The organism is Pusillimonas minor (assembly GCF_014237865.1).
In the GTDB taxonomy this organism is placed as follows: Bacteria; Pseudomonadota; Gammaproteobacteria; order Burkholderiales; family Burkholderiaceae_B; genus Neopusillimonas; species Neopusillimonas minor.
Genome location: NZ_JACJUU010000002.1, coordinates 92,043 through 113,078, shown reverse-complemented (window position 1 = coordinate 113,078; position 21,036 = coordinate 92,043). Strand labels below are relative to the sequence as shown.

18 protein-coding genes and 1 tRNA gene are annotated in these 21,036 nt (G+C 56.5%); 5 read left to right on the top strand and 14 right to left on the bottom strand.

Annotated features, from left to right (window positions below; all coding sequences use genetic code 11):
- Positions 1-70: 70 nt before the first annotated feature.
- The 13 genes from GTU67_RS03280 to GTU67_RS03220 form a co-directional block, all read right to left on the bottom strand.
- Entirely contained in the window at positions 71-1,075 is a 1,005-nt protein-coding gene (locus GTU67_RS03280) for a hydroxyquinol 1,2-dioxygenase (protein WP_185778748.1), read from the bottom strand.
- 20 nt (positions 1,076-1,095) lie between these two features.
- Positions 1,096-1,596 (bottom strand): cupin domain-containing protein, encoded by a 501-nt coding sequence (locus tag GTU67_RS03275; protein ID WP_185778747.1) that lies wholly within the window; start codon positions 1,594-1,596, stop codon positions 1,096-1,098.
- Between the two features lie 168 nt (positions 1,597-1,764).
- Positions 1,765-2,709, bottom strand: coding sequence for a LysR family transcriptional regulator (locus tag GTU67_RS03270; protein WP_185778746.1), 945 nt, complete (start codon positions 2,707-2,709; stop codon positions 1,765-1,767).
- Between the two features lie 449 nt (positions 2,710-3,158).
- On the bottom strand, positions 3,159-3,407 hold the full coding sequence (locus GTU67_RS03265) for a hypothetical protein (protein WP_185778745.1): 249 nt from the start codon (positions 3,405-3,407) through the stop codon (positions 3,159-3,161).
- 16 nt (positions 3,408-3,423) lie between these two features.
- A complete protein-coding gene (locus GTU67_RS03260; protein ID WP_185778744.1) occupies positions 3,424-4,632 on the bottom strand; it encodes an XRE family transcriptional regulator in 1,209 nt (402 codons plus the stop codon).
- Positions 4,629-5,357 (bottom strand): alpha/beta hydrolase, encoded by a 729-nt coding sequence (locus GTU67_RS03255; RefSeq protein ID WP_249417521.1) that lies wholly within the window; start codon positions 5,355-5,357, stop codon positions 4,629-4,631. Before GTU67_RS03255 ends, GTU67_RS03260 begins: the two co-directional genes overlap by 4 nt.
- Before the next feature lie 35 nt (positions 5,358-5,392).
- Positions 5,393-6,955 (bottom strand): RNA/DNA-binding domain-containing protein, encoded by a 1,563-nt coding sequence (locus tag GTU67_RS03250; protein WP_185778743.1) that lies wholly within the window; start codon positions 6,953-6,955, stop codon positions 5,393-5,395.
- A 1-nt stretch (position 6,956) separates the two neighbouring features.
- A complete protein-coding gene (locus GTU67_RS03245) occupies positions 6,957-7,790 on the bottom strand; it encodes a hypothetical protein (RefSeq protein ID WP_221893254.1) in 834 nt (277 codons plus the stop codon).
- Positions 7,787-9,580 (bottom strand): ATP-dependent nuclease, encoded by a 1,794-nt coding sequence (locus GTU67_RS03240; protein WP_185778741.1) that lies wholly within the window; start codon positions 9,578-9,580, stop codon positions 7,787-7,789. The genes GTU67_RS03245 and GTU67_RS03240 overlap by 4 nt, the downstream gene beginning before the upstream one ends.
- Positions 9,577-11,190 (bottom strand): restriction endonuclease subunit S, encoded by a 1,614-nt coding sequence (locus GTU67_RS03235; RefSeq protein ID WP_221893253.1) that lies wholly within the window; start codon positions 11,188-11,190, stop codon positions 9,577-9,579. Before GTU67_RS03235 ends, GTU67_RS03240 begins: the two co-directional genes overlap by 4 nt.
- Positions 11,190-12,968 carry a class I SAM-dependent DNA methyltransferase gene (locus tag GTU67_RS03230; RefSeq protein ID WP_185778740.1) on the bottom strand — a complete coding sequence of 593 codons (1,779 nt, stop codon included), beginning with the start codon at positions 12,966-12,968 and terminating at the stop codon, positions 11,190-11,192. Before GTU67_RS03230 ends, GTU67_RS03235 begins: the two co-directional genes overlap by 1 nt.
- Positions 12,969-13,003: 35 nt before the next feature.
- The gene (gene hsdR, locus GTU67_RS03225; protein WP_185778739.1) at positions 13,004-15,445 is read right to left on the bottom strand and encodes an EcoAI/FtnUII family type I restriction enzme subunit R; all 2,442 of its coding nucleotides are present in this window, start codon (positions 15,443-15,445) and stop codon (positions 13,004-13,006) included.
- Positions 15,446-15,673 carry a helix-turn-helix domain-containing protein gene (locus GTU67_RS03220; protein ID WP_185778738.1) on the bottom strand — a complete coding sequence of 76 codons (228 nt, stop codon included), beginning with the start codon at positions 15,671-15,673 and terminating at the stop codon, positions 15,446-15,448.
- Between the two features lie 745 nt (positions 15,674-16,418).
- Between GTU67_RS03220 and GTU67_RS03215 the strand changes: the two genes are divergently transcribed.
- Positions 16,419-17,228, top strand: coding sequence for a hypothetical protein (locus tag GTU67_RS03215; RefSeq protein ID WP_185778737.1), 810 nt, complete (start codon positions 16,419-16,421; stop codon positions 17,226-17,228).
- Positions 17,171-17,851 carry a transposase gene (locus GTU67_RS03210; RefSeq protein ID WP_346726965.1) on the top strand — a complete coding sequence of 227 codons (681 nt, stop codon included), beginning with the start codon at positions 17,171-17,173 and terminating at the stop codon, positions 17,849-17,851. The genes GTU67_RS03215 and GTU67_RS03210 overlap by 58 nt, the downstream gene beginning before the upstream one ends.
- A gap of 69 nt (positions 17,852-17,920) precedes the next feature.
- Here GTU67_RS03210 and GTU67_RS03205 read toward each other — a convergent pair.
- Positions 17,921-17,996, bottom strand: a tRNA-Thr gene (locus GTU67_RS03205).
- Between the two features lie 235 nt (positions 17,997-18,231).
- Between GTU67_RS03205 and cysP the strand changes: the two genes are divergently transcribed.
- The 3 genes from cysP to cysW are packed head-to-tail and all read left to right on the top strand — an operon-like array spanning position 18,232 to position 20,974.
- Complete coding sequence (gene cysP / locus GTU67_RS03200; RefSeq protein ID WP_283245240.1) at positions 18,232-19,245, top strand: thiosulfate ABC transporter substrate-binding protein CysP; 1,014 nt, start codon at positions 18,232-18,234, stop codon at positions 19,243-19,245.
- Positions 19,246-19,247: 2 nt separating this feature from the next.
- Positions 19,248-20,120 carry a sulfate ABC transporter permease subunit CysT gene (gene cysT, locus GTU67_RS03195; RefSeq protein WP_185778734.1) on the top strand — a complete coding sequence of 291 codons (873 nt, stop codon included), beginning with the start codon at positions 19,248-19,250 and terminating at the stop codon, positions 20,118-20,120.
- Positions 20,120-20,974, top strand: coding sequence for a sulfate ABC transporter permease subunit CysW (gene cysW / locus GTU67_RS03190; RefSeq protein ID WP_185778733.1), 855 nt, complete (start codon positions 20,120-20,122; stop codon positions 20,972-20,974). Before cysT ends, cysW begins: the two co-directional genes overlap by 1 nt.
- The last annotated feature ends 62 nt before the right edge of the window (positions 20,975-21,036 follow it).

The following is a 21,036-nucleotide window of genomic DNA, read 5'->3' as shown; positions in this document are numbered from 1 at the left end:
GCGAAGGGCGAAATTGCCCGCCGCCGTTACGTGATGCGGCGGGCCTTAAAAAAACGAAGGGGCGTTGGCGTCAGAATGAAACCGGGTTGACCGGGGCCCGGCCTTCCTGGATGTCGTACACCACCTGGGGTGAGCCGTTCTCCCAAACCAGCAGCATGGAGCGCTTGGGCGAGAAACCCTGGTGTCGGCAGTCGGCTGGCATGGCTGCCATGTCACCGGCTTTCATGATGACGCGAGCCCGGGGTTCTGCCGTGTTCTTGTCGGCGCACACCCACGAAATCTCATCGGACATCTGAAAGAACCATTCGACGCGATCGTTGCCGTGCACAACAGGCAAGATATGCTCTTCGGTGGTGGGGCACATATAACTGTGCTTGACGACAGTCGTGAATGAAGGGTTCCAGGTAACGTCGGAGCGCGACAAATACGCAAACAAGTTAAAGGCGTGAACCTCGTTCTCGAAGCCTGGCTCGGGATGCAGTTCGGGCGCATCTTGGGGGACGTCGGCAAATCCGCGATTGACCGGGTAGCCGTTTTCGTCGGTACGCATGGCCAGGTCGCCCTTCAGGCCCACGCAACGGTCGGCCAGTTGTCGTACGCGACGGACGGCTTTAAGGTTGTTGCCGTTTTTGCGCCCGTACGGCGACCCCGTCTCTTGGGGGGCGGCATAGGGGTCAAAGCCCGCATTGGTCCAGTCTTCGAGCATGTCGACAAAAGTGACGCGTACTTGTTCGGACGGAAAGTTTTGCAGCAGGTCGGCGTTGGCGTCTTTAAAGTCTTTGTTGTAGGTGCCGGCAAAGACGTCAACCGTGGTGTAGTGGTTGGTTGTGCCGAAAACGCTGTCGAAGTTTACCCAGCCGTAAAAGAACCCCCAGCCGACATCACGCATCAGGGCACGCAGGAAGTTGCCGATGTCGATGGTATGCGACATTGGTTTGCCCTTGACGGTGGTCCATTTGATGTGCGCAAAGTACTCGTCGCGCTCGAACGAAAAATCGCCCAGTGAATAGGCCTTGTAGCCGTAGACGGGGTGGGGCTCAGTGGCGATGGCGTCAAATTTGGTAGCGGTGTCCATGAAGATGTCTCCTGTTGAGCTTAAGCGGCTTGGCAGATGTCTGCCCACTTTTGAACCGAAAGGTCGCCCATGCAGGTTTGCAGGACGATGACCGATGGTTGTGCCGCCCTGAACTGATAGGCGGTGTTGGCCGGCAACATGGCTTGATGACCGCGGCGTAGACGAATCCAGCCCATTTTTGGCCCTTTGGGGTCTCCTTCGACCAGGACCGAGCCATTTTTTTCAGTGTCTTTTACGTGCTGTGATGGATCGAGCTTGATAAGGTGAACGTCGACGTCTTTGTCCATGCACAGGGCAAACTCGTCGTGTGCGCAGGTATACCAGGGTGAAGTGCCCTCGGCTCTCAGGGTTTCAAGGACGTAAATCTGGTTGACGCCAAATACGACCTTTTCGTAGGGTTTTGATGTGTTGGCGATTTCGAAGCAGTTAGAAAATGCGTAGTTTTTTGCGTTGTCATTGATGACTTGCACGCCCCCTTTTTCGTAATGCTCCAGCGATCCGAACTTTGTCGTGTATTGCATGTTTGTCTCCACAATTGTTTGTGATTGGGCAACTTATTTTTAGACGTTGTATGAAAAGTCTAGGCGTAAGTTGTTGATCCTGAAAGCACATGTGGGCGACAAGACTGTTTGCAATATGCAAACAATAGTGGGCAAGATGACGTCGCACACGGGCGTAACGCCTGGTGTTTACTCTATGAGGCTTTGCGAAATAAAGCCGGCCCGGATCAGGTCTTCGTCCCACGGCGGCTCGGTCGAAAAGCGAGACAAAATATGTTCGATGAACAGTTTCAGCTTCAGCCCGCCCCTGTGGGTATGCGGGTAGACGACCCAGAGCCAGAACGAGGTCAGTTGCCAGTCGGTAAGGATGGGCGTGAGGCGGCCGGACATAATGGGGGCCGACGCGACCAGCGTCGGGATACAGACAATGCCTGCGTGCGCGGCTGCATACTCTTCAAGCAGGTGCACGCTGTTGGTCCGCAGTGCAGGGCGTAAATCCATCGACACCGTTTCACGTTTCCCGTAAAAAAGCCACCGGTCTCGGGTCGGATAATTTGAATACAAGCCCAGGCGGTGTTCGTACAAATTTCGCGGCCCTTTCGGCGTGCCGTGTTTCTCCAGATACTCGGGCGAGGCGCAGAACACGCGCCTGACCGGGAAGAGAGGACGCCCTATCAGCTCATTTGATGCGGGCTTGAAAATTTGTAATGTGCAGTCGACGCCAGCCTTGACGGGGTCGACAACCGTGTCGTTAACGCTAAGGTCGAGCTCTACGCCGGGGTACTGATCTTGAAATTCGCGCAGATAAGTCGCCAGATGACCAAGAACAAGCCCTGGCAAGGCGTGCACGCGCAGCCGCCCGGTAATGGTGGCCTTGGCTTGTCGCATCTGGTCGACCAGGTCTGTTGTTCGCGCCAGCAGGTCGGCGCACTCGGTTAAAAATGCCTCACCGACTTCTGATAACTGGATGTTGCGGGTGTTGCGGTGAAACAGGGGGGCACCGACGTAGTTTTCTAGCTGTTGTATACGCGTGGTGACAACAGACTTCGACACATTCAGCCGGCGCGCGGCTTCTGAAAAGTTTTGCGTTTCTGCAGCCGTGACAAAAGCTTCGATAGACAGATATCGGTCCAAAGTTGTCTCCTGGGGCACGTGATGACTGTGTTTGTGTGTAGTGCCTGGCCTTACCCCTTATTGTTTTGCGCTAAAGCGTGTCGGGTTTGCCGTTATGCCCTGCAGTGTATTACGCCCACGTCGGCGTCGGAAATGTGTGGCGATGTTACGTTGGGCGAAGTATTGCGACATTGGATTGAGGTGGCGTCGCGGGCCGTGTTAGGGTGACCTTAACGTGTGCAAGCCCGCCTGGTGGAACTTAGCCAGTAATTACGCCTGCGGCTTAAACGCAAAAACGCCAGCCTTTTGGGCTGGCGTTTTTGTTTAGTTATGGTGCTGTATGGCTGACCCGCTCAATCACTATGAATTTAACCAGTTATTGATGCGGGGTAAATCGAAGTAATCAGTAGGAGCAATTCCTAACTTACTTGACCATGCCACCGCTTGGTGAACGACTCGACTCCCCTGGCTTAGCGCTGCTTGTTAGCTTGGGACAGGACCGAAGCCGCCAGTTCTTTCGTCTCTTTTGCGGATCGGTCGTTGGCCAAAACGCGTGCGGCCTTATCTTCCATCTTGGCACCGGTTTGTTTGTCGCCGCTGCGCTGAGACAGTGCCGAAGCGGCCAAACTCTTTGCTACTTGCGACGAACTGCTGTTTTTCAGTGTTTCCGACGCCAGCCGACCAATTCGTGAGGACGTCTGCTTTGTGTTTTTGGACATCGCTGCTCCTTTCACATCAGGATTTGGAGACGGGCCGGAACGGCACCACCTTGTTGCCCTGGACTGGTTGGTCATCAACCTGCTTCTGGGTTGCTTTCAGTCGCGCAAACTCCACGACATTGGTTTTGCCCTGGAAGTAACCTTTTGGCAGTCCGGCGAGTGCTTCAACGTCGCCCGCGGCAAGTCCGATATGCCTCGGGATGGCATCTAAGGGCATGACCTTCTCTTCGACCAACAGATCAATGGTGCGACGAAGCAGGCGAGGTTGTTCGGGGCGACGGTCTTCGTCACCAGGTTCTGACTTTCCACCCCACCGAGCAGAGCGCCGCTTGTGAAGAATCAAAGCACCATCGTCATCCAGCAGTTCAAGAGCCGTGAGCCGCATGATGATCGCTGCCGCAGATACGCCCCAACGGTGCTTTAGCAACAGCAAGTCATCCAGAGTCGGAGGCACACGAACGTCGCTAGCGAACGTTTCGGCGGGGAGCAAAAAGGCTCCAGCAAATCGGTGTGCCTGCGCCTCCATCAGTTTATGGCGCGCGTTATCGGTCGTGCGCTGAATGTGACGATGCAGCACAAGGTGCCCAACTTCGTGGGCGAGATCAAAACGACTCCGGTATCCGTTGTTCTTGTCGGCAGACAGAAGAATCAGCGGTCGCCCCAAGACCTCGCTCCAAGCCGATAGTCCTTCGATCTGAGCGATGCCGGTTTCTTCACGGACAACGATCACTCCTGCGCCTTCCACGGCCAGTGCCAAGTCTTGAGTCGCCGAGCGGCCCAGCCGCCACAGATCCCGGCATTCGCAGGCAGCCTTCTCGATGTCCTCGTTAGTGATCTGCTCCGGCTCCGTGTAATCACGAGAGGGCAAATTGACATCGGGGTAGTCAACGTACTCCATCAGGGCAGCCGCCACGTCTTGGGCCCACTCAAGGCGGGCCTCCAGCATGGCGCGTGCAGCGACGTGCGCTGACGCGTTGCTGCGAAAAAGCGGCAACGACAACTTCGCCCCGGGCGCACGCGTAAACCATTCCGGCGTGACGTTGACCACGCCAGCAAGGCGTTCAAGCGCGTCACGCTCGGGCGCTTGCGTTCCGGCGCGCCACTTACTGACGGTCGCCGGAGACACATCGACCATTGAGGCCAGTTGGACTTGAGTCAGACGACGGGCCGCAAGAATTTGGCTAAGTCGATCTTTCTGAAATCCTTGTACACCGCCCCTGCTCATGATCCTGTTCCGTCTTTGTCTTGTTGTTTGCCGATGTTCTTCTTCAGCTTCGGCACAGCCAAATCATCCTGGCCTGCTGTCGACTGCTGGTCGTAGCGCTTGATGAATGCGTCAATGGGTTCCCGGAAAAGCCAGCCTTGCATATGGCGATCTGGGACTGCGATTTCGATGGAGACGGGAGTGTCGGGTTGGCTGTGCAGCGATCCGGCAAAGCAGGCCACAACGAATACAACCGCTTGGGATGGCTCCACGTAGCCTGAAAAGAGCCCGGGTTGAACCAGAGGCTCGATGGCCGCGTTTGCCAGCGACATCTGTTTTCGGGTTTCGCTACGCCGCCCGCTGTTCCAGACCCCATACTTCGTATTAAACCGTGCCAAGGTGAAGATCCCAGACCGGCCCGTGACGATCTGATTGCCACGCAGCGGTGAAGGAGATGCGTCCGCGACGGCGAGTGCGCGATGGAACGACTCATTCATATGGAAGTGTCGCAACTGACCGACCACGCTGGGCAAGTGCCCGTCATCCATCCCGCGCGCTGCGGCATAGGCACGTTGAGCGCCGACCAGCTTGGCTTCCTCGAGGCCCATGACAAGCTCTCGCGGAATGTTCCGCACGAGCAAGTCATAGACAGTTTCTTGATTCGTCTGAGCCATCGGCAACCTCATAGTTGAATTTCCCATAAATGGATTATACATTGATTTTATTTCGTTTAAAGAGAATTTCATAAAATATCTACGTGCCATCGATGACCTACCCTGATTCAGGGTAGGTCGTTTCCCGGTTGCGCCGCCAACCAACGCTGCCCAAGGGCAGTCAGGCGGTACCGCTGACTGCGACTGTTGGGTTTATCGGGCAAAGTCATTTCAATGACGCCCTGCTCTAAAGCTGGTGCCAAATAGGTCTTGCGAAAGTGTTCACGGTCGGCAAGCCCCAGAGCATCCTGAATGGCCTGCCGGGTCATTTCACTTTCTATCCGCGACAGCAGCATTCCTACTTGCGGGGTGACTTGCGGGGTGACTTGCGGGGTGACTTGCGGGGTGACTTGCGGGGAACCCTCTGGAGGCACAAGCGCCAACGGATGCCGAGGCAAGCGGATCACGAATGAAAGACGGTCATCGTCTGTCTCAAATAGCGGCGCGGGTGACCCGTTGGCCGCCATTTCCTTCAGAATTTTCGGGATTCCGGTGGAGCGCCCTTCAGTCATCTCCAGTTCTTTCAGGAACTCCCCAATCCGTCGGTTGCGGTAGCGACGGCTGACCGCACGTCCGGCCTGAAAGTCCTCCAGCCGGATCGACCGATCCGGGCCAGGGAAGCTCAAGATGACCAGTTCTTCGTTGCTGATGCGCACCTCGATGGGCTCGCGCTCCTCGTAGGACCGGTGATAGACCGCGTTGACCAAGGCCTCCTCAATGGCGGCGTAAGGGAAGTTCCAAACCCGCGTGGCCTCGGCGCGGTCCGGGTGCTTGATGACGGTCTCGCGCAAGAAGTTGCGCTGGATGTAGCTCAAGGCCTCGCGCGTCATCCGTGCCAGCGGCCCCTTAAAAATCTTTTCCTCAAAGCGATCACCGCCCGCGCCTTCGGGGAACCAGACCACATCGATCTGCACGCCGGGGAAGAAGCGCTCTGGTGTTTCATTGAAAAACAGCAGGCCCACGTTCTTGGGCCACGGTGATTCGGTGGGTCCGCCCGCCACGTTCATCTGCCGGGCCAAGGCCTCGACCGACAGCCCGGGCGCATCCTGTGCCAGCGTGCTGCCCACCTCCTGCAAAAAGGCCTGCATCAACGGCTTGGACAGATCATCGATCCGTGCCGACTGGTTGTATCGATCATCGAACGGCACCCTGGCCGCCAGGCTCAGTAACTCCTGCTCGGTCTCGCCCTTGGCCTCGACAGTGCTGCTGTAGCGCCGGATGTAATAACGCCACGTCTTCTTGTTGGCGGTGACAGCTTCTGGTGCCTTGTAGGGACGGTTCTGACCACCGGGCGCCCAGAGCACGATCAGCTTGCGACCCTCGACTTCCTCGATGCTCAACACCGGGAAGTACAGCGGCTGGATCAACTGGCAGGCGGCCAGCAGTTCCTGTTGAATTTTGTCGAGCTGGTTGTCGGCCAGCCCCACGGGTGGAAACACCGACTGGCCGTTGGCGTCGCAATCCTGTCCGATCACCACATAACCACCGCCGAGGTTTTCGAAGTCGTTGGCAAAAGCGCAAAGGGTGCGGATGATCGCGTCCGGATTCCACCCGGTCTTGTATTCGATGCGCTCGCCCTCGACGGTGCGTTGGCGTAGCAGGTCATTGAGGTTGATGGGGAGTTTGCTCATATCAGGGCCACATCCGCTTTCGCATCACGTACTGCCTGTCCGCCCAGGCAAACTGAAAGAACTCCTTCATATCTGGTACGTCAGGCATACCCGACCGGCCAGCAGGACTGGCTTTCCAAGCACTGTCACACAGCGAGTCGATCACTTCGCGCAGTGCAGCGATCAATGTCACCAGTGCGTAGACAGCGTGCTTGGCGGCCGTATCGAGTTCGGAGGCGCGAACGTGCAACGATGCCACACCCATCAACTGCTGGTTGAGGTCACTGATCAGGCTAGCCGCCGCATTACCGAATGCGACATTTGCCATTTGCCCATTCAATTCAGCACGTTTGCGCTCACGGGGTGTAACGTGCCCGCCCATGATCCGATTGGCAATTTCGCCCCACTGCACGATGGGGTCGGCCATCGACTGATGTTTGTGGCCTGTCAACTTGTTGATGTTGGAATAGCGTCCGCCCGGATGTGCGAAATCATCCAAAAATCCCAAGATGGCGATTGGCAATGAATCCGACTGAAATGCATCCAGCGCGGTCACGCCACGCGTGGTGCAAATTGCCTTGGTGCTGTCGAAGAGTGCGCGGAGTTTGTGGCCGTAATCCTCAACGGTCTTGCTGTCGGGTGGAGTGAGTTGGTTTCGCGCCATGTGGTCGAGGATCAAGACCAGTTTCAGCGTCCTCTCGAAACCAATCGACAGCTCGAAGAATGCCGAATAGAAAAGCCCCTTCTTGTCGCCCAGGTTGGCGCGCCGCAGGGCAGTCAGGCCATTGCACAGGCAGGCCTGAGCCAGTAGACCCTCTTGCTCCAAAAGAAACCAAGTAGCGCTGAAGACCATCAAACTGCCCTCCCTGGATTCAGGAAAGCGGGAAGCGGGCTGCCGAGCGGCGCATCGGGAGCACCAGTCTTGTTGGCGAGCGCCAACGCCTCGCAGAACTTGGCCTTCAGCGCTGTGAGTTTGTCGGCCGCCAGACCACCTGATTCAAGCTCACGGAGGACCTGCACTGGCTTTTGGTCATTGCGCCCCGGCAATGCCTTGCCAAGGAAGGACTCCATATGCGTCGGGATGAACACGGATGGCGCAAGGCGATGCTGCCCAGTCTGATTGCGCAGCATTTCGTTGACCGCCTTGTGGTGCTGCTTGTCCTGATCGTCGTCAAGCATCAGACCGTAGGGAATGCCGAACTGCTCCAGCAGCGCCGTGTAGCGGTGGAAGTTGAACTTGCCCATCACATCGACCACGGCGATGCGGTATCGGGTCAGTTCATGCCAGTCCCGCGCCAGCAGCCAACCGAACAGCGCTTTTTCCGTGGCCCCTTCGACCAGCAGCACGCGATCGGCAAAGAACATCGAGGCGCGTTCGGAATCCAGCCACAACTGATACCGGAAGCGTTCTTCCTGTGTGGCGATTTCCTCGTCGGGTTGCGCTGCTTTCAGGAGACCCCGGGCATCCTTCTTCTGCTCGTCATGAATTGCAGTGTCATTCACAAAGCCTTCCAAGCACTTCCGAAACGCCAGCCCTTCTGCAAAGACGTCCTTGGCGACCGCCCTACCGATCTGCCCCAAGGCCGTGATTCCGCCTTCGCGCCGCGCTCGGACGATCTGGCAAAGATCATCGGCCACCTTGCCCACAAAAATGGGCGAGTGACTGGTGATGACAACCTGCTGCCCAGATCCCGCGCCCAGGCGACGCAGGTGAAAAGCCATGTTCTCCTGTTGGGCCGGATGCAGAAAGGCCTCGGGCTCCTCAAACAGAATCAGCGTGAAGTCCGGATCAAATTCCTTTTTTTCGCTCGTTTTGGTGTCGGCAAACGAGGGGGCGAGCTTGATCAACTCATACAAAAATGAGCGTTGGAATCCGTGCCCATAGCGGTCCAGTGCAAACGCAGCGTCACCCAACATGGCATCGGCAAACGCGTGCTTGACCAGGTTTTTGGTGATGTCGTCGGGCGACACCGTATTGACCGACATATCAAAGCGCACGCCCCAGTGGCCGATAGCGTCATTGATCGGCTTGGCGATCTTGGCGAGGAAACCATCGTCGCCACGGGCTTCAACATTGAGTTTTCCAAACGCTTCCTCTACGGCTTTGTAGGCAGCGCTTTCCGACACCACGCGTTTGAGCATGAAATTAAGCATGTCGCGCAGTGGTGACGGGCCGGAGGTTTTCATCTGGTCGGCGGCCGTCGTCTGCGCGGGGATGTAGATGACGCGCCCCACCTTGGCGGTGCCGATGTTCTTGGCACCGTAAAAAAGGGCGTCCTCTGGCTCACCCTTGACCAAACCGTAGATGTTGCTCTGATTGGTTTTGACGCGATCCTTGGAGACAAAGTAGCGGCGTACCGTCAGGGTCTGGTCGGCCACGCCCTCTTTGTACTTGTCCGCCAGGCTGCTCCATTCCGCATCGGTCAGCACAAATGCCAACTCGACCCATGTCTCGTCGGAACTCTTGCCCACTTTAGGCACGTCTTCGGCGGACCATTTCACGTCTTCGTAAAACGCCCGCAGCGCCGCCAGCACATTGCTTTTGCCCGCGTTGTTGGCACCGACAATCATGGTGTAGTCGTGCACCTCGATTTCGGCATCAATGATCGAGCGGAAATTGTGAATGCGCAGGCGGCGGAGTTTCATTCGCTAATTTCCTCCAGCTCAATGTTTTGATCGGTATTCGCCAAGGCATCATCTTGTTGTTCAACATTGATGCCGGTAAAGCCGGAAACAACGGTAGTGGCAAGAAGTGCTGACAGTGCCTGCTTGCGCTCCAACTGACGACGCCATTCGTTACAGTGAGCAGTCAGTTTGGACAGCGCAGACAGAATACGATGCTGTTCGTCCAATGGGGGAATGGGCAGCGCAAAGCTGCGAAGCTGCGTCATGTTGATCGACGCAAGGTTTGTCGTCTGCTTAGACGCACCCGCAAAATAGTTTCGTCCGACGCCCGAGTTGAAAACCAATTCAACCCATTCACTGAGCAGTTGCTTGCTGGGGACCCGGGCCTTGAATACGTGATTTTGATGAAGGCAGTTTGCTACACCGTCACGCCAAATTGCGGTGCGCCCAACTTTATCCCAATCGCCGCCCTCTGTGATTAGAAGATCGCCTTCGCGAACTTGGTATTTCGCCAGCTCGTCAGCGGAAATCTCAATCGACTTCAATCCTTCGAGTTTGAAATGCCCGCGCTGAACGTTGGCCACAGCCAGATATGGGCAGACAATCACCTGCTTGCCACGAAGGTCGCGCCCTTTGGTCACGCCACCAATAACGACCGCCACTTCATCGAAAGCTGTGACCGCCCAATGATCGGGATAGCTCTCCTCGCACTCAGCCATGCCGACCAACTTCTGGCGACGCATCAAGCCGTCTGCAATGTACTGCGCACGTAATTGCGAGCAATCCGCTTTGATGGCAGCAAGGTCTGGCGAGGTTGCTGACGCTTCCGCAAGCAGGCCGCGAACTGCAAGATTTTTCAGCTCAGCGGCAACGTCATCCACATCCGCCGGCGCATGAAACAGTCGTCCAAAGTTGTCAGCCAGGCGAGCCCAGGTGGTTTGCAGCTCGTGCGGGCTGGTAGCGCTGGCGACGGCTTGCAGGGTGAACTGGCGCAGGGCGTTTTGAAGTTTGCGGCGGTCTTGCTGCTGCGCCTCCAGCTTGTCGCACAAGGCCATCAGCTCATCGACTTTGGCGATGATGCGGGATTGTTCTTCGTCGCTCGGAACTCGCAACTTAACCGCCGAAAGCTCGGCCTTGCCTATGACGCCTTGAGCCGATCCACGTGAATCACTGCGAAGTCGCAAGGTGAAGGGCATCAACATGAAGTACAAATATTTGGTGGTCAGGCCGGCACGAGGGCGAATCGCCGCTACGCTTCGGCCAATTGCACAGTCAATTGCAAGGTTCAGCTTGCCAACCGTTGCCCCAACAACGCAAATCAGTACGTCACCGTCCTTCGCCATCTTTAATGGCTTGGTTGTCCATTCACGAACGACTGGATGAAGATCCCCGAATTCGCCTGTTTTGACGAAGACAGTTCCATTGCCCGTTGTGTTGCACTCATTGCCAGGGGGCGCTTGCCCCATCACGAAGTCGGCAACTTCGTCGAGGTGGGTAGACTCTAGTTGCTCGCAGTCAGCAAGCAATTTCCCTTCTGATGCAAGCGAGAAGACCAACTGCCGCATCCGCGCCACGCCCCCTGGCGCATTCGCAATATGCCCAAACTCGGCTAAAAACTGCTGCGCATCCATTACGCATCCTCACCATCAAAGTGATGGGCCAGCGCGGCGGCCAGTTCGCTTTTGAGCTGGTTTTCGGTTTCTTCAATTTCGCCCAGTAGCTTTTTGTACTTCTCCAGCAGCAGGTCCGGGTCGTGGGTTTCTTCTTCCGTCGCGGTGGGGTTTTTGAGGTCGAGGTTGAAGATGGGCCAGTAGAGGCGGTCGCCCGCCGCTTGCGCATCCCGCGCCTGCAGTCGCAGGGGTTCGGCTTGGGCGCGTAACTCGGCAATCTGCGTTTCAATTTGTTCGCGGCATGCGGCATCGGTACTGCCCACCAGGCTGGCTCGCAGGTCGCGAGCCTCGGCCTCCAGCGCAGCGGCTTGGTTGTTGAGCTCTTCAGCACGTTGCCAGTGGGGTTGTGCGGCGGCTTCAGCCTGTTCGCGTTTGGTTTTGAAATCCACCTTCCAGGCGAATTCGTTTTCCACGCGGTCGGCAAAGTCGTTGGCCTCAGATCCCCACCAGTCTTGCTCGAGCTTGAATTCCTCCAGCCGGATGGGCTTGGTTTTGGAATAGCTCTTGTAGCCCACTGGGTAGGGGTGCTCGTAGAACCAGATGGTGTCGGTGTGGAAGTGCTCGGTGCCGTCATCCACTGTGCTGCCCTTGGTAAAGAACAGCAGATTGGTTTTGATGGTGGTGTACGGCGCGAACACGCCTTTGGGCAGGCGGATGATGGTATGCAGTTTGCAGTCGCGTAGCAGCAGCTTTTTCAAGGCGCCTTTGATGCCATCGCCAAACAGAAAGCCATCTGGCAGCACCACGGCGGCGCGGCCGTTTTCTTTCAGCAGCTTCTTGATGATGAGCGCCATGAACATGTCGGCGGTTTCGCGGGTGCGCAGGTCGGCCGGATAGTCATTGCCGACGCCATCATCTTCATAGCCGCCAAACGGGGGGTTGGTGATGATGCAATCTACCTTGTCGTTGGCACTCCATTCGTTCCAGCCAATGCCCAGCGTGTTTTTGTGCTCGATCTGACTGGGCACGTCAATGCCGTGCAACAGCATGTTGGTGGTGCACAGCAGGTGGGGCAGCTGCTTTTTCTCGATTCCGTGGATCAGGTCTTCAATCGCGCGTTTGTCTTCGGCGCTGGATTTGGTGGTGAGCTGATTACGAAAATGGTCGATGGCGGCGGTCAAGAAGCCGCCGGTGCCACATGCTGGGTCCATCACGGTTTCGCGGTTGTCCAGGCTCGGGTTGACGCGGTCGGCCATGAAGGCGGTGATGGCACGCGGGGTATAGAACTCGCCCGCATTGCCCGCGCCGCGCAGGTCGTTGAGCATCTGTTCGTAGACATCGCCCAGGCTGGCGCGGGTTTTGAAGTCGTGGAAGTTGACGGCGTCTTCCAGCTTTTCGATCACGGCCAGCATCTGCGGGCCGGACTTCATGTAGTTGTTGGCATCACGAAAGACTTCGCGAATGACTTTGTGCTGGGGGCTGCGGTCGGCGTCGATCTGGTCTTTCAGCGCCGGGAACAATTCGTTGTTGACGAAGCCAACGATTTCGGTGGGAGTCTTTTGTGGGGCTTTTTTACCATCCGCGCCAGCGACCTGAGCCGCCCAATTGCGCCAGCGGAAGCGCTCCGGCAGCGGCGACTGATAAGCGACGTTGTCGTCTTCCCATTCTTCTTCGCGCTGGTCGAATACCTTGAGGAAGAGCATCCAGGTCAGTTGGCCCAGGCGCTGGGCGTCGCCGTCGACGCCGTCGTCCTTGCGCATGATGTCCTGGATGGACTTGATAGTGCTGCTGAGATTCATCTTGTTGCTCTCGATTCATGAAGCCTGATTCGAAATCAGGCCTGTTTCAGTTCGTTCTGCTCGTAGAGCGCTTGTTCAAGCTCTTGCACGGCCTGGGTGTATTGCTCGACGCTGCCGAAAATGCCGCGCCGGATCTGAGTTTTGCTGCCGAACTGGTCAAAGGGCGGCAGCTCCAGCACCTTGGCGTCTTCGATGTCTTGCACGCCGTGGTCGGCGAATTTTTCCAAAAAGGCTTCAAGCACGGCCCGGGCCTGCTCGCCGTATTTGCCAAACACGTTGCGTTTCTTGACGTTGTTGGCACGCTCGCGGCGGGTGAGTGGCTTTTGGTCGAAGGCGACGTGGGCGACCAGATCGAACACATCAAGCTCGCTGCCGTTCGCCACGGCCTGCTGCAGGATTTCGAGCGGCACCCCGTAATCGGCCAGTTCTGCTAGTACAGCTTGCTTGCGCTCTGCACTTTTCCAGCGGCGCAGGAAGTCGGTCATGCTGCCGAATTCGGCACGCAGCGTTTTCTTGATGTCGTCCTTCAGCAGTACGCGGTAATCCTCGGTGATGAGCTTGCCGTCAGCATCCAGGTACTGGGATCGCTCGACCGCCACGCGCACATTGACATCGTCGATCACGTATTTGACGCGTCCTTCGCCACTGCCGCCGCCACCTCCCGTATCGCCGCCGGGTGGCGTGTCATCACCACCGGTGGGGCTAGGTCCATAAGGCGGCGGTTCGGGTTCGCCGGTGCCTGGCACTTCAGTGATCTCCGGCGGTACTACCGGGTCGTCTGGCTTGGGTTCGTAGATCACTACAGGTTCGCCGTCAAAATCCGGATCGGCGAAGAGGCGCGTGGCGCCTTTGAAATCCATGATGGTGAAGTACAGCTTCTGGTAGTCCTCGCGCAGACGGGTGCCACGGCCAATGATCTGCTTGAACTCGGTCATCGAGTTGATGTTCTGGTCCAGCACGATGAGCTTGCAGGTTTTTGCGTCCACGCCGGTAGTGAGCAACTTGGAGGTGGTGGCAATGACCGGGTATGGCTCATCGTTATCGATGAAGTAGGAGAGCTGCGCCTTGCCTTCGTTGTCGTCGCCGGTGATGCGCATGACGTAACGGCGGTTGCTGGCGGCGGCCGGAATGAGCTTGACCAACTCTTGCCGCATGCGTTCGGCGTGATCCTGGTCATCGCAGAAAACGATGGATTTGGACATCGGGTCGGTGGCTTTGAGGTATTCCCAGACCTTGCTGGCGACGAGCTTGGTGCGTTTTTCCAGCACCAGATTGCGGTCGAAATCCTTGGTGTTGTATTGGCGCTGCTCGACCGCTTGGCCCAACTTGTCGACCTTGCCCTTCTCTGGGGTGTATCCCACTGCATCGACATCGGTGGCGATGCGGATCACCTTGTAGGGTGCGAGGAAGCCGTCTTCAATGCCTTGCTTCAGTGAGTAGGTGTAGACCGGGTCGCCAAAGTAGGTGATGTTGCTAACGTCCTTGGTTTCCTTCGGTGTGGCGGTCAGGCCCAAGTGGGTGGCACTGGTGAAATAGTCGAGTACATCGCGCCAGGCCGAATCATCGGGGGCACTGCCACGGTGGCATTCGTCGATCACCACCAAGTCGAAAAAGTCCACAGGGAACTGGCGGTAGATCTGCTTCCATTCCTCACGCCCCGTCACGGCCTGATAGAGCGCCAGATAGATTTCGTAGTTCTTTTTGACCTCGCGGTTGATGACCTTGTGCATCACCTCCCCGAACGGCGCGAAATCCTGCTGCATGGTCTGATCAACGAGGATGTTGCGGTCTGCTAGGAAAAGGATGCGTTTTTTGGCCTTGGCCTTCCAAAGCCGCCAGATGATCTGGAAGGCGGTGTAGGTCTTACCTGTACCGGTAGCCATCACCAGCAGCACGCGCTGCTGCCCTTTGGCGATTGCTTCTATGGCACGGTTGATGGCGACGCGCTGGTAATAACGCGGCTCTTTGCCACTGCCATCGGAATAGAACGGCTGTTCAACCAGTTTGACGGCAGAGGCTTCGGCCAAGCCTTTCCACTGCTGGTAAAGCAGCCATAGGTCATGCAGCGAAGGGAACTGGGTGAGCGATAGCTCTCGCTCAATCGGCTGGGTCAGACCGGTGCGGTCGTGCAGCAGAAAGCCATCGCCATTGCTGCTGATGGCGAATGGGGCATCGAGCATTTCGGCGTAGGCCAGTGCTTGCTGCATTCCGTGGCCGACAGAAAACTTGGCCTGTTTGGCTTCTACAACGGCAATGGGAACGTTGGGGCGGCCGTAAAGAACGAAGTCAGCCCGCTTGGGACCACCCTTGGCATCGGGGTTCTTGATACGAGACGCCAGCTTGCCGCGCACGATCACACGGCCATCGGTGAGGTTCACCTCTTCACGAAACTGATGCTGTTGCCACCCAGCATGCTGAATTGCCGGTGTGATGAACTTGGTGCAGATGTCGCGCTCACTGAGTTGGTACTTATCCATTCATCCTCCTGAGCCATGACGTCTGGAATCCAGTTCATCTGGAGCAGCGTTCTCGTCTGCACCACCTGCACGTACCCATTTATCAACTTCGGAAAGTTGAAATTTCCACAGCCGACCGATCTTGTGCGCAGGCAAGCCTTTGCGTTCGCGCCAGCGGTACAAGGTGTCCTTCACCACGCCCAGATGCCGGGCGACATCGATCGCAGTAACCCAAGGTTCAGAACTCATGGCAGTGGCGCTCAACATAAATCATTTAAATCGTCTTAAATCGTTATCAGTCTAACAGAGGAGGATTATCATCAACTGGGGATCTGGTCAGCAAATCACGACGGATTTCTGCGACTTCCACATGCCACCACGGGTGCGAACCCGGTGCAAACCGCAAACCCGAATTTCAGGGCTACCAGTAGCGAAATCTCGGGCTCTTGCCCCCCGCATAGGACTTTGGCCGGGAAGGACCCAAAAATCCGCGTAATGGTGCCCCGGCACGGGTGTGTGTGCGTTTCCAGCACCCTAAACAATAGGAATCAACCATCACGACTGTCGCCACCGTCACAACACATCGTTTTCGGTGATGGTTGTGACGGTGGTGACGGTTTTTCTCCATTGTTTAACCTTGCCAAGACGACGATATACCCCACAGCCTTCATCGTCACACCCCGACACTTAACACCGCTGAGAACGTTCAAACATCCATGACTGCATGCGTGAGACACGCGATGTGTCCCGGCGTGATGATCCTGCGCCATGGCGTATATGTGTGCGCCGAAGGTTTAACAATAGAAATCCATCGTCACGACCATCACAACCGTCACAGGCGGCCTGGTCGTGGTGGGTGGGTTTAAGCGTGAAGTGGCGCGGATACAGGTAAGTCGGAGAAATGGCGGGTAAAGCGTGGTTTGTCGCCCTCATTTCCCGTTGATATTCTCAAAAAACCAACCCCGGTTTATGACATCCAAACTCGTCGCCATTCATGCCTTACTTCCGCCAATTCAATCAATTTCACCCATTCACTGGCACAGTGCCATTGGTTCCGTTTTTTGCGCTGAGGGACATTGCAGAGCGCGCTCGCACATTGCTGCATGGAGCATCCATCGAACAAATCATTCAGTTGGCAGAGTCCATTGAGTGGATGATCAACAGTGGATTGAGCAGAGCCCACGAGGATGCACTGAGCGAGGGCGAATCACCAGTTACGCGCGGCATGCACAGCGATGCGAAATGGTTGAGCGAATTCATCTCTGCCTACGATGTTCAGCCACCTACAGGTAAGGCATTTCCAAACCAACACCACGCGATTGCAGTGCTGGCCTTGTGGCAGGTCGTAGACGCTTTGTTGTCGATTCAGCCAGACCTTGATGTGATCGGCCATCACGTCAAAGATGTTTCTGAATCAGCATCCGTCGAGCGCCAATTAATGTACGCAGGCAAATACGTCATTGATGCCATGGAAGCCATCTGCGTGGCCGAAAAATTGTTCGAGCAGCACAACAACAACCGCCTGTCGGTGATCCTGATTCCCAGCGCGGAAGATGAACTCAAAACTGCCGTTAAGACGCGTATCTCATTGCAAGCACAAGCCGCTGCCATCGAAAAACACAAAACCAACCATGCCGCTCGAGTGCGTGCCATCGAGCTCTACACCTCTCGAAACTATTCGAGCGTCGAAGCTGCAGCACAAGCCATCGCCGCACAAGTTTTCATGGCCCCACGCACCGTGGCCAAGTGGATTTACGACGAGCGAAAGGGACGCACGACCTCATTGACCGCAATGCCAGCATAGCGTGGCACACCTGTGCGCGCAGGGGGAGCAGCCTGCGCGTTATTGTGATGGGTCTGTCTGAGACGTATCGCCGAATCGCCCAGCAGTACTTTCCCAATGCCATGATTGTGGCCGACCGCTTCCATGTCGTGCGCCTGGTCAATCAGCACTTTCTGAAGCTGTGGCAGCAGTACGATCCGGAAGGTCGCAAGAACCGTGGGCTGCTAAGTCTGATGCGCCGTCATCACTGGAAGCTGAGTGCGGTACAGAAGGAGAATTTGCGCCAGTATTTGGCTCAAGAGCCGGTACTTAAAGCGCTGTACTTTGCCAAGCAGCAACTGAATGGGTTCCTGGTGATGAAAAGCCTGACCAGAAAGCGGGCTCAGAAAATGATGCCTCAGCTCCTGAGCCTGATTGAGCAATTTGAACAGAGCCCGGCGCGAGCATTGGCCCAAACGCTCAGGGCGTGGCTCGAGCCGATCGTGAGAATGTGGCGCTTTACCAAATCCAACGGCATCACCGAGGGCTTCCACAATAAAATGGAGATGCTCTCACGCCGTGCGTATGGATTCAGGAACTTTGAAAATTACCGTATGCGGGTCTTGGCCCAGTGCGGTTGGAACGGTGTGATTAACCGTATCTAGTGAGTGCGTATCCCCCGATAATGGGGAAGAGCCAAGAAAAAGACCTGAGCAAGTCAGGTCTTTTAATGTTGGTGCCGGTTAACGGATTCGAACTGTTGACCTTCGCATTACAAGTGCGCTGCTCTACCAACTGAGCTAAACCGGCAAGACTGCTATTCTACTACGAAAATAAAATTTGTTTTGCAAACGGCCTGCTTTTTGTGTTGCTCAAGCCACGTCGCGGCCGGGGCGTTGCGCAGCCGGGGGCGCCCGCCTAATAAGTATTGCCTATTAAGGCATTCAGAAAAATTCGTTCTGTATATTTTGCCGGCCCCACATAATCAATCCCATCAGTCAGGGGCCCGCCTTTTGCGGGTGCCGTAGGAAACAGGATGAAGATTATGTGGAAGAAGTCCGGGATGGTAGTGTTGGCGCTGGCCGGTGTGTTGGCGGGCGCGGGGTCGGTGTCGGCGCAAACGACATTGCTGAATGCATCGTTTGACGTTGCCCGTGAAACCTTTGCGGCGGTTAACCCCAAGTTTGTGGCGTACTGGCAGCAGAAGACCGGCCAGGCCGTCAAAATCGACCAATCTTTTGCCGGTACCTCGCGTCAGGCGCAAGATATTTATCAGGGCAAGCAGGCCGATACGGTAACGTTCAATCAGGTCACCGATATCGACTTTCTGGCCGAGCGCGGCCTGGTCAATAAAGACTGGCGCAAGGCTTTTCCCAACGACAGCTCGCCTTATCACAGCACCATTGCGTTTCTGGTTCGTGCCGGTAATCCCAAGAACATCAAAGACTGGTCCGACCTGGTTCGCGACGACGTAAAAGTCGTGTTTCCCAACCCCAAGACCTCGGGTAACGCCCGCTATACCTATTTGGGCGCCTGGTTGTATGCCCACGAAAAGTTCAACGGTAACGACGAGCAGGTTCGGGGTTTTGTGCGCAAGCTGTTGCATAACGTCGCCAGTTTTCCTACCGGCGGCCGCGGCGCCACGGTTGCCTTTGCGCAAAATGGTCAGGGCGATGTCCTCCTGACGTTCGAGTCCGAGGTGATCAACATTGCCAATGGCGAAGACTTCAAAGCGCAGGGGTTCGAAGTCGTTGTGCCGCCGGTAAGCGTGCTGGCCGAGTTCCCCGTTGCGGTGGTGGATCGGGTTGTTGATGCCAAAGGCACGCGAGACCTTGCGCGCGAGTATCTGGCGTTTCAGTACACCACAGACATTCAGCGTTTGCTGACAACGTTTAATTATCGTGTCAACGACCCGGTAGTGGTAAAAGAAACGGCCTCGCAGTTTGCCAAGGTGCGGCTGATCAACCCGGTTGACGTGCTCGGGTCATGGTCGTCTATTCAAGACACCCATTTCAAGGCAAACGGCGTGCTTGATGTCTTGCTGAGCCAGCGAGACTGATCGTGAGCAGTACCACCCTTTTTGCCGGGCGGCCCTGGTCGTCCGGGTTCTTCTTAAGCCATCCGGCTTTGCCGGGCTTCGGCCTGAGCTTCGGCTTCAGTGTCTTTTATTTGTCGTTGGTCATACTGCTGCCGCTGTCGGCATTGCTGGTTTACGTCAGCGATATGACCTGGGCGCAGTACTGGCAGGCCATCTCCGACCCGCGTGTTGTGGCCAGTTATCGCGTGACACTGAGCAGCGCCCTGTTGTCAACGGTGGTGGCTTCGTTGATCGGGCTGCTGATTGCCTGGGTTGTGACACGGTACGAGTTTCCGGGGCGCCGCCTTGTAGATGCCCTGGTCGATTTGCCCTTTGCTTTGCCGACATCGGTGGCCGGGCTGACGCTTGCCACATTGTTGGCGCCCGGTGGCTGGCTGGGGCAGTGGTTGGCACCGCTGGGCTGGCAGGTGGCTTACGCCTATCCGGGCATTGTCATTGCCATGATTTTTACCAGCTTGCCCTTTGTGGTGCGCGTCGTGCAACCTGTATTGGCCGATCTGGGGGCAGACTACGAAGAGGCTGCCCGTACGCTGGGTGCAAACCGTCTGGCCACGTTGTTTCGGGTGGTGTTCCCGGTGCTTGCGCCGGCCATGCTTACCGGGGCATCGCAGGCCTTTGTGCGCAGCCTGGGCGAGTTTGGCGCTGTCATTATGATTGCCGGCAACATGCCGTTCGAAACCGAGGTGGCGTCATTGATGATTTTCATTCGGTTGCAAGAGTTCAATTACGGCGCCGCAGCGGCGATTGCGTCGGTCATTCTGCTGGCGTCACTGGCGTTTCTGTTTGGGCTGCAATACCTGCAGCGGCGTGTGTTTCCGTGGCAAGGGGGGCGATGATGAGTCGCAAGTTAAAGGGCACGGCCCAGAATGCCTTGGTGGCGGCAACCTGGCTGGTGGTGTTTGTACTGCTGGTGCTGCCTTTGCTGCTGATTTTTATTCAGGCGTTGGGGGGCGGGTGGCAGTTGCTTAAAGCCAATATGTCTGAAGACTTCATGCAGCATGCCATTGGTCTGACTGCACTGGTGGCGTTGCTTACCATTCCGCTTAACGTGGTCTTTGGTGTGCTTTTGGCCTGGTGCGTGACGCGTTTCGATTTTCGTGGGCGCAAAGTCTTGCTGACGCTTATCGACATTCCTTACGCCGTATCGCCCGTCGTGGCTGGTTTGTGCTACCTGGTGGTTTACGGGGTCGAGTCGGCCATTGGCAGCTGGTTCACGGCCCAAGGCGTGCGCCTTATGTTTGCCTGGCCTGGCATTGTCATGGTCACGGTGTTTGTGACGTCGCCTTATGTTGCCCGCACCTTGATTCCGCTTATGCAGGCGCAAGGCAAAGACGAAGAACTGGCCGCGCTGATGCTGGGGGCAAATGGCTGGCAAATCTTTACGCGTGTGACCTTGCCCAAGATCAAATGGGGGCTGCTATATGGTGTTGTACTGACGAATGCGCGCGCCATTGGCGAGTTTGGCGCGGTGTCGGTGGTTTCGGGCACCATCATGAACCAGACGCTGACGCTGGCCTTACTGGTAGAGCAACTGAACAACGATTACAAAACAGCTGCGGCATTTACCGCTGCCGCGTTGCTTGCTTTAATGGCGTTGGTAACCCTGCTGCTTAAAACCTTTATGGAATGGCGCGTCAAGTCGCAGCTTGGCCATGCAGAAAGCCTGCTGGCTGAAGGGCGCCCTGCCTGAGGCGTAATGCCGGTGCCGGGCTTATACGCAACGCCGGTGCATAAAGTCGGTGCATAAAAAAA

Coding starts and splice junctions, on each gene's coding strand:
- hsdR (WP_185778739.1), bottom strand. CDS start 15,445: ATGGATAAGTACCAACTCAGTGAGCGCGACATCTGCACCAAGTTCATC.
- GTU67_RS03280 (WP_185778748.1), bottom strand. CDS start 1,075: ATGGACACCGCTACCAAATTTGACGCCATCGCCACTGAGCCCCACCCC.
- GTU67_RS03250 (WP_185778743.1), bottom strand. CDS start 6,955: ATGAGCAAACTCCCCATCAACCTCAATGACCTGCTACGCCAACGCACC.
- GTU67_RS03275 (WP_185778747.1), bottom strand. CDS start 1,596: ATGCAATACACGACAAAGTTCGGATCGCTGGAGCATTACGAAAAAGGG.
- GTU67_RS03235 (WP_221893253.1), bottom strand. CDS start 11,190: ATGGATGCGCAGCAGTTTTTAGCCGAGTTTGGGCATATTGCGAATGCG.
- GTU67_RS03255 (WP_249417521.1), bottom strand. CDS start 5,357: ATGAAATTCTCTTTAAACGAAATAAAATCAATGTATAATCCATTTATG.
- GTU67_RS03265 (WP_185778745.1), bottom strand. CDS start 3,407: ATGTCCAAAAACACAAAGCAGACGTCCTCACGAATTGGTCGGCTGGCG.
- GTU67_RS03230 (WP_185778740.1), bottom strand. CDS start 12,968: ATGAATCTCAGCAGCACTATCAAGTCCATCCAGGACATCATGCGCAAG.
- GTU67_RS03260 (WP_185778744.1), bottom strand. CDS start 4,632: ATGAGCAGGGGCGGTGTACAAGGATTTCAGAAAGATCGACTTAGCCAA.
- GTU67_RS03220 (WP_185778738.1), bottom strand. CDS start 15,673: ATGAGTTCTGAACCTTGGGTTACTGCGATCGATGTCGCCCGGCATCTG.
- GTU67_RS03215 (WP_185778737.1), top strand. CDS start 16,419: ATGCCTTACTTCCGCCAATTCAATCAATTTCACCCATTCACTGGCACA.
- cysP (WP_283245240.1), top strand. CDS start 18,232: ATGTGGAAGAAGTCCGGGATGGTAGTGTTGGCGCTGGCCGGTGTGTTG.
- cysW (WP_185778733.1), top strand. CDS start 20,120: ATGAGTCGCAAGTTAAAGGGCACGGCCCAGAATGCCTTGGTGGCGGCA.
- GTU67_RS03240 (WP_185778741.1), bottom strand. CDS start 9,580: ATGAAACTCCGCCGCCTGCGCATTCACAATTTCCGCTCGATCATTGAT.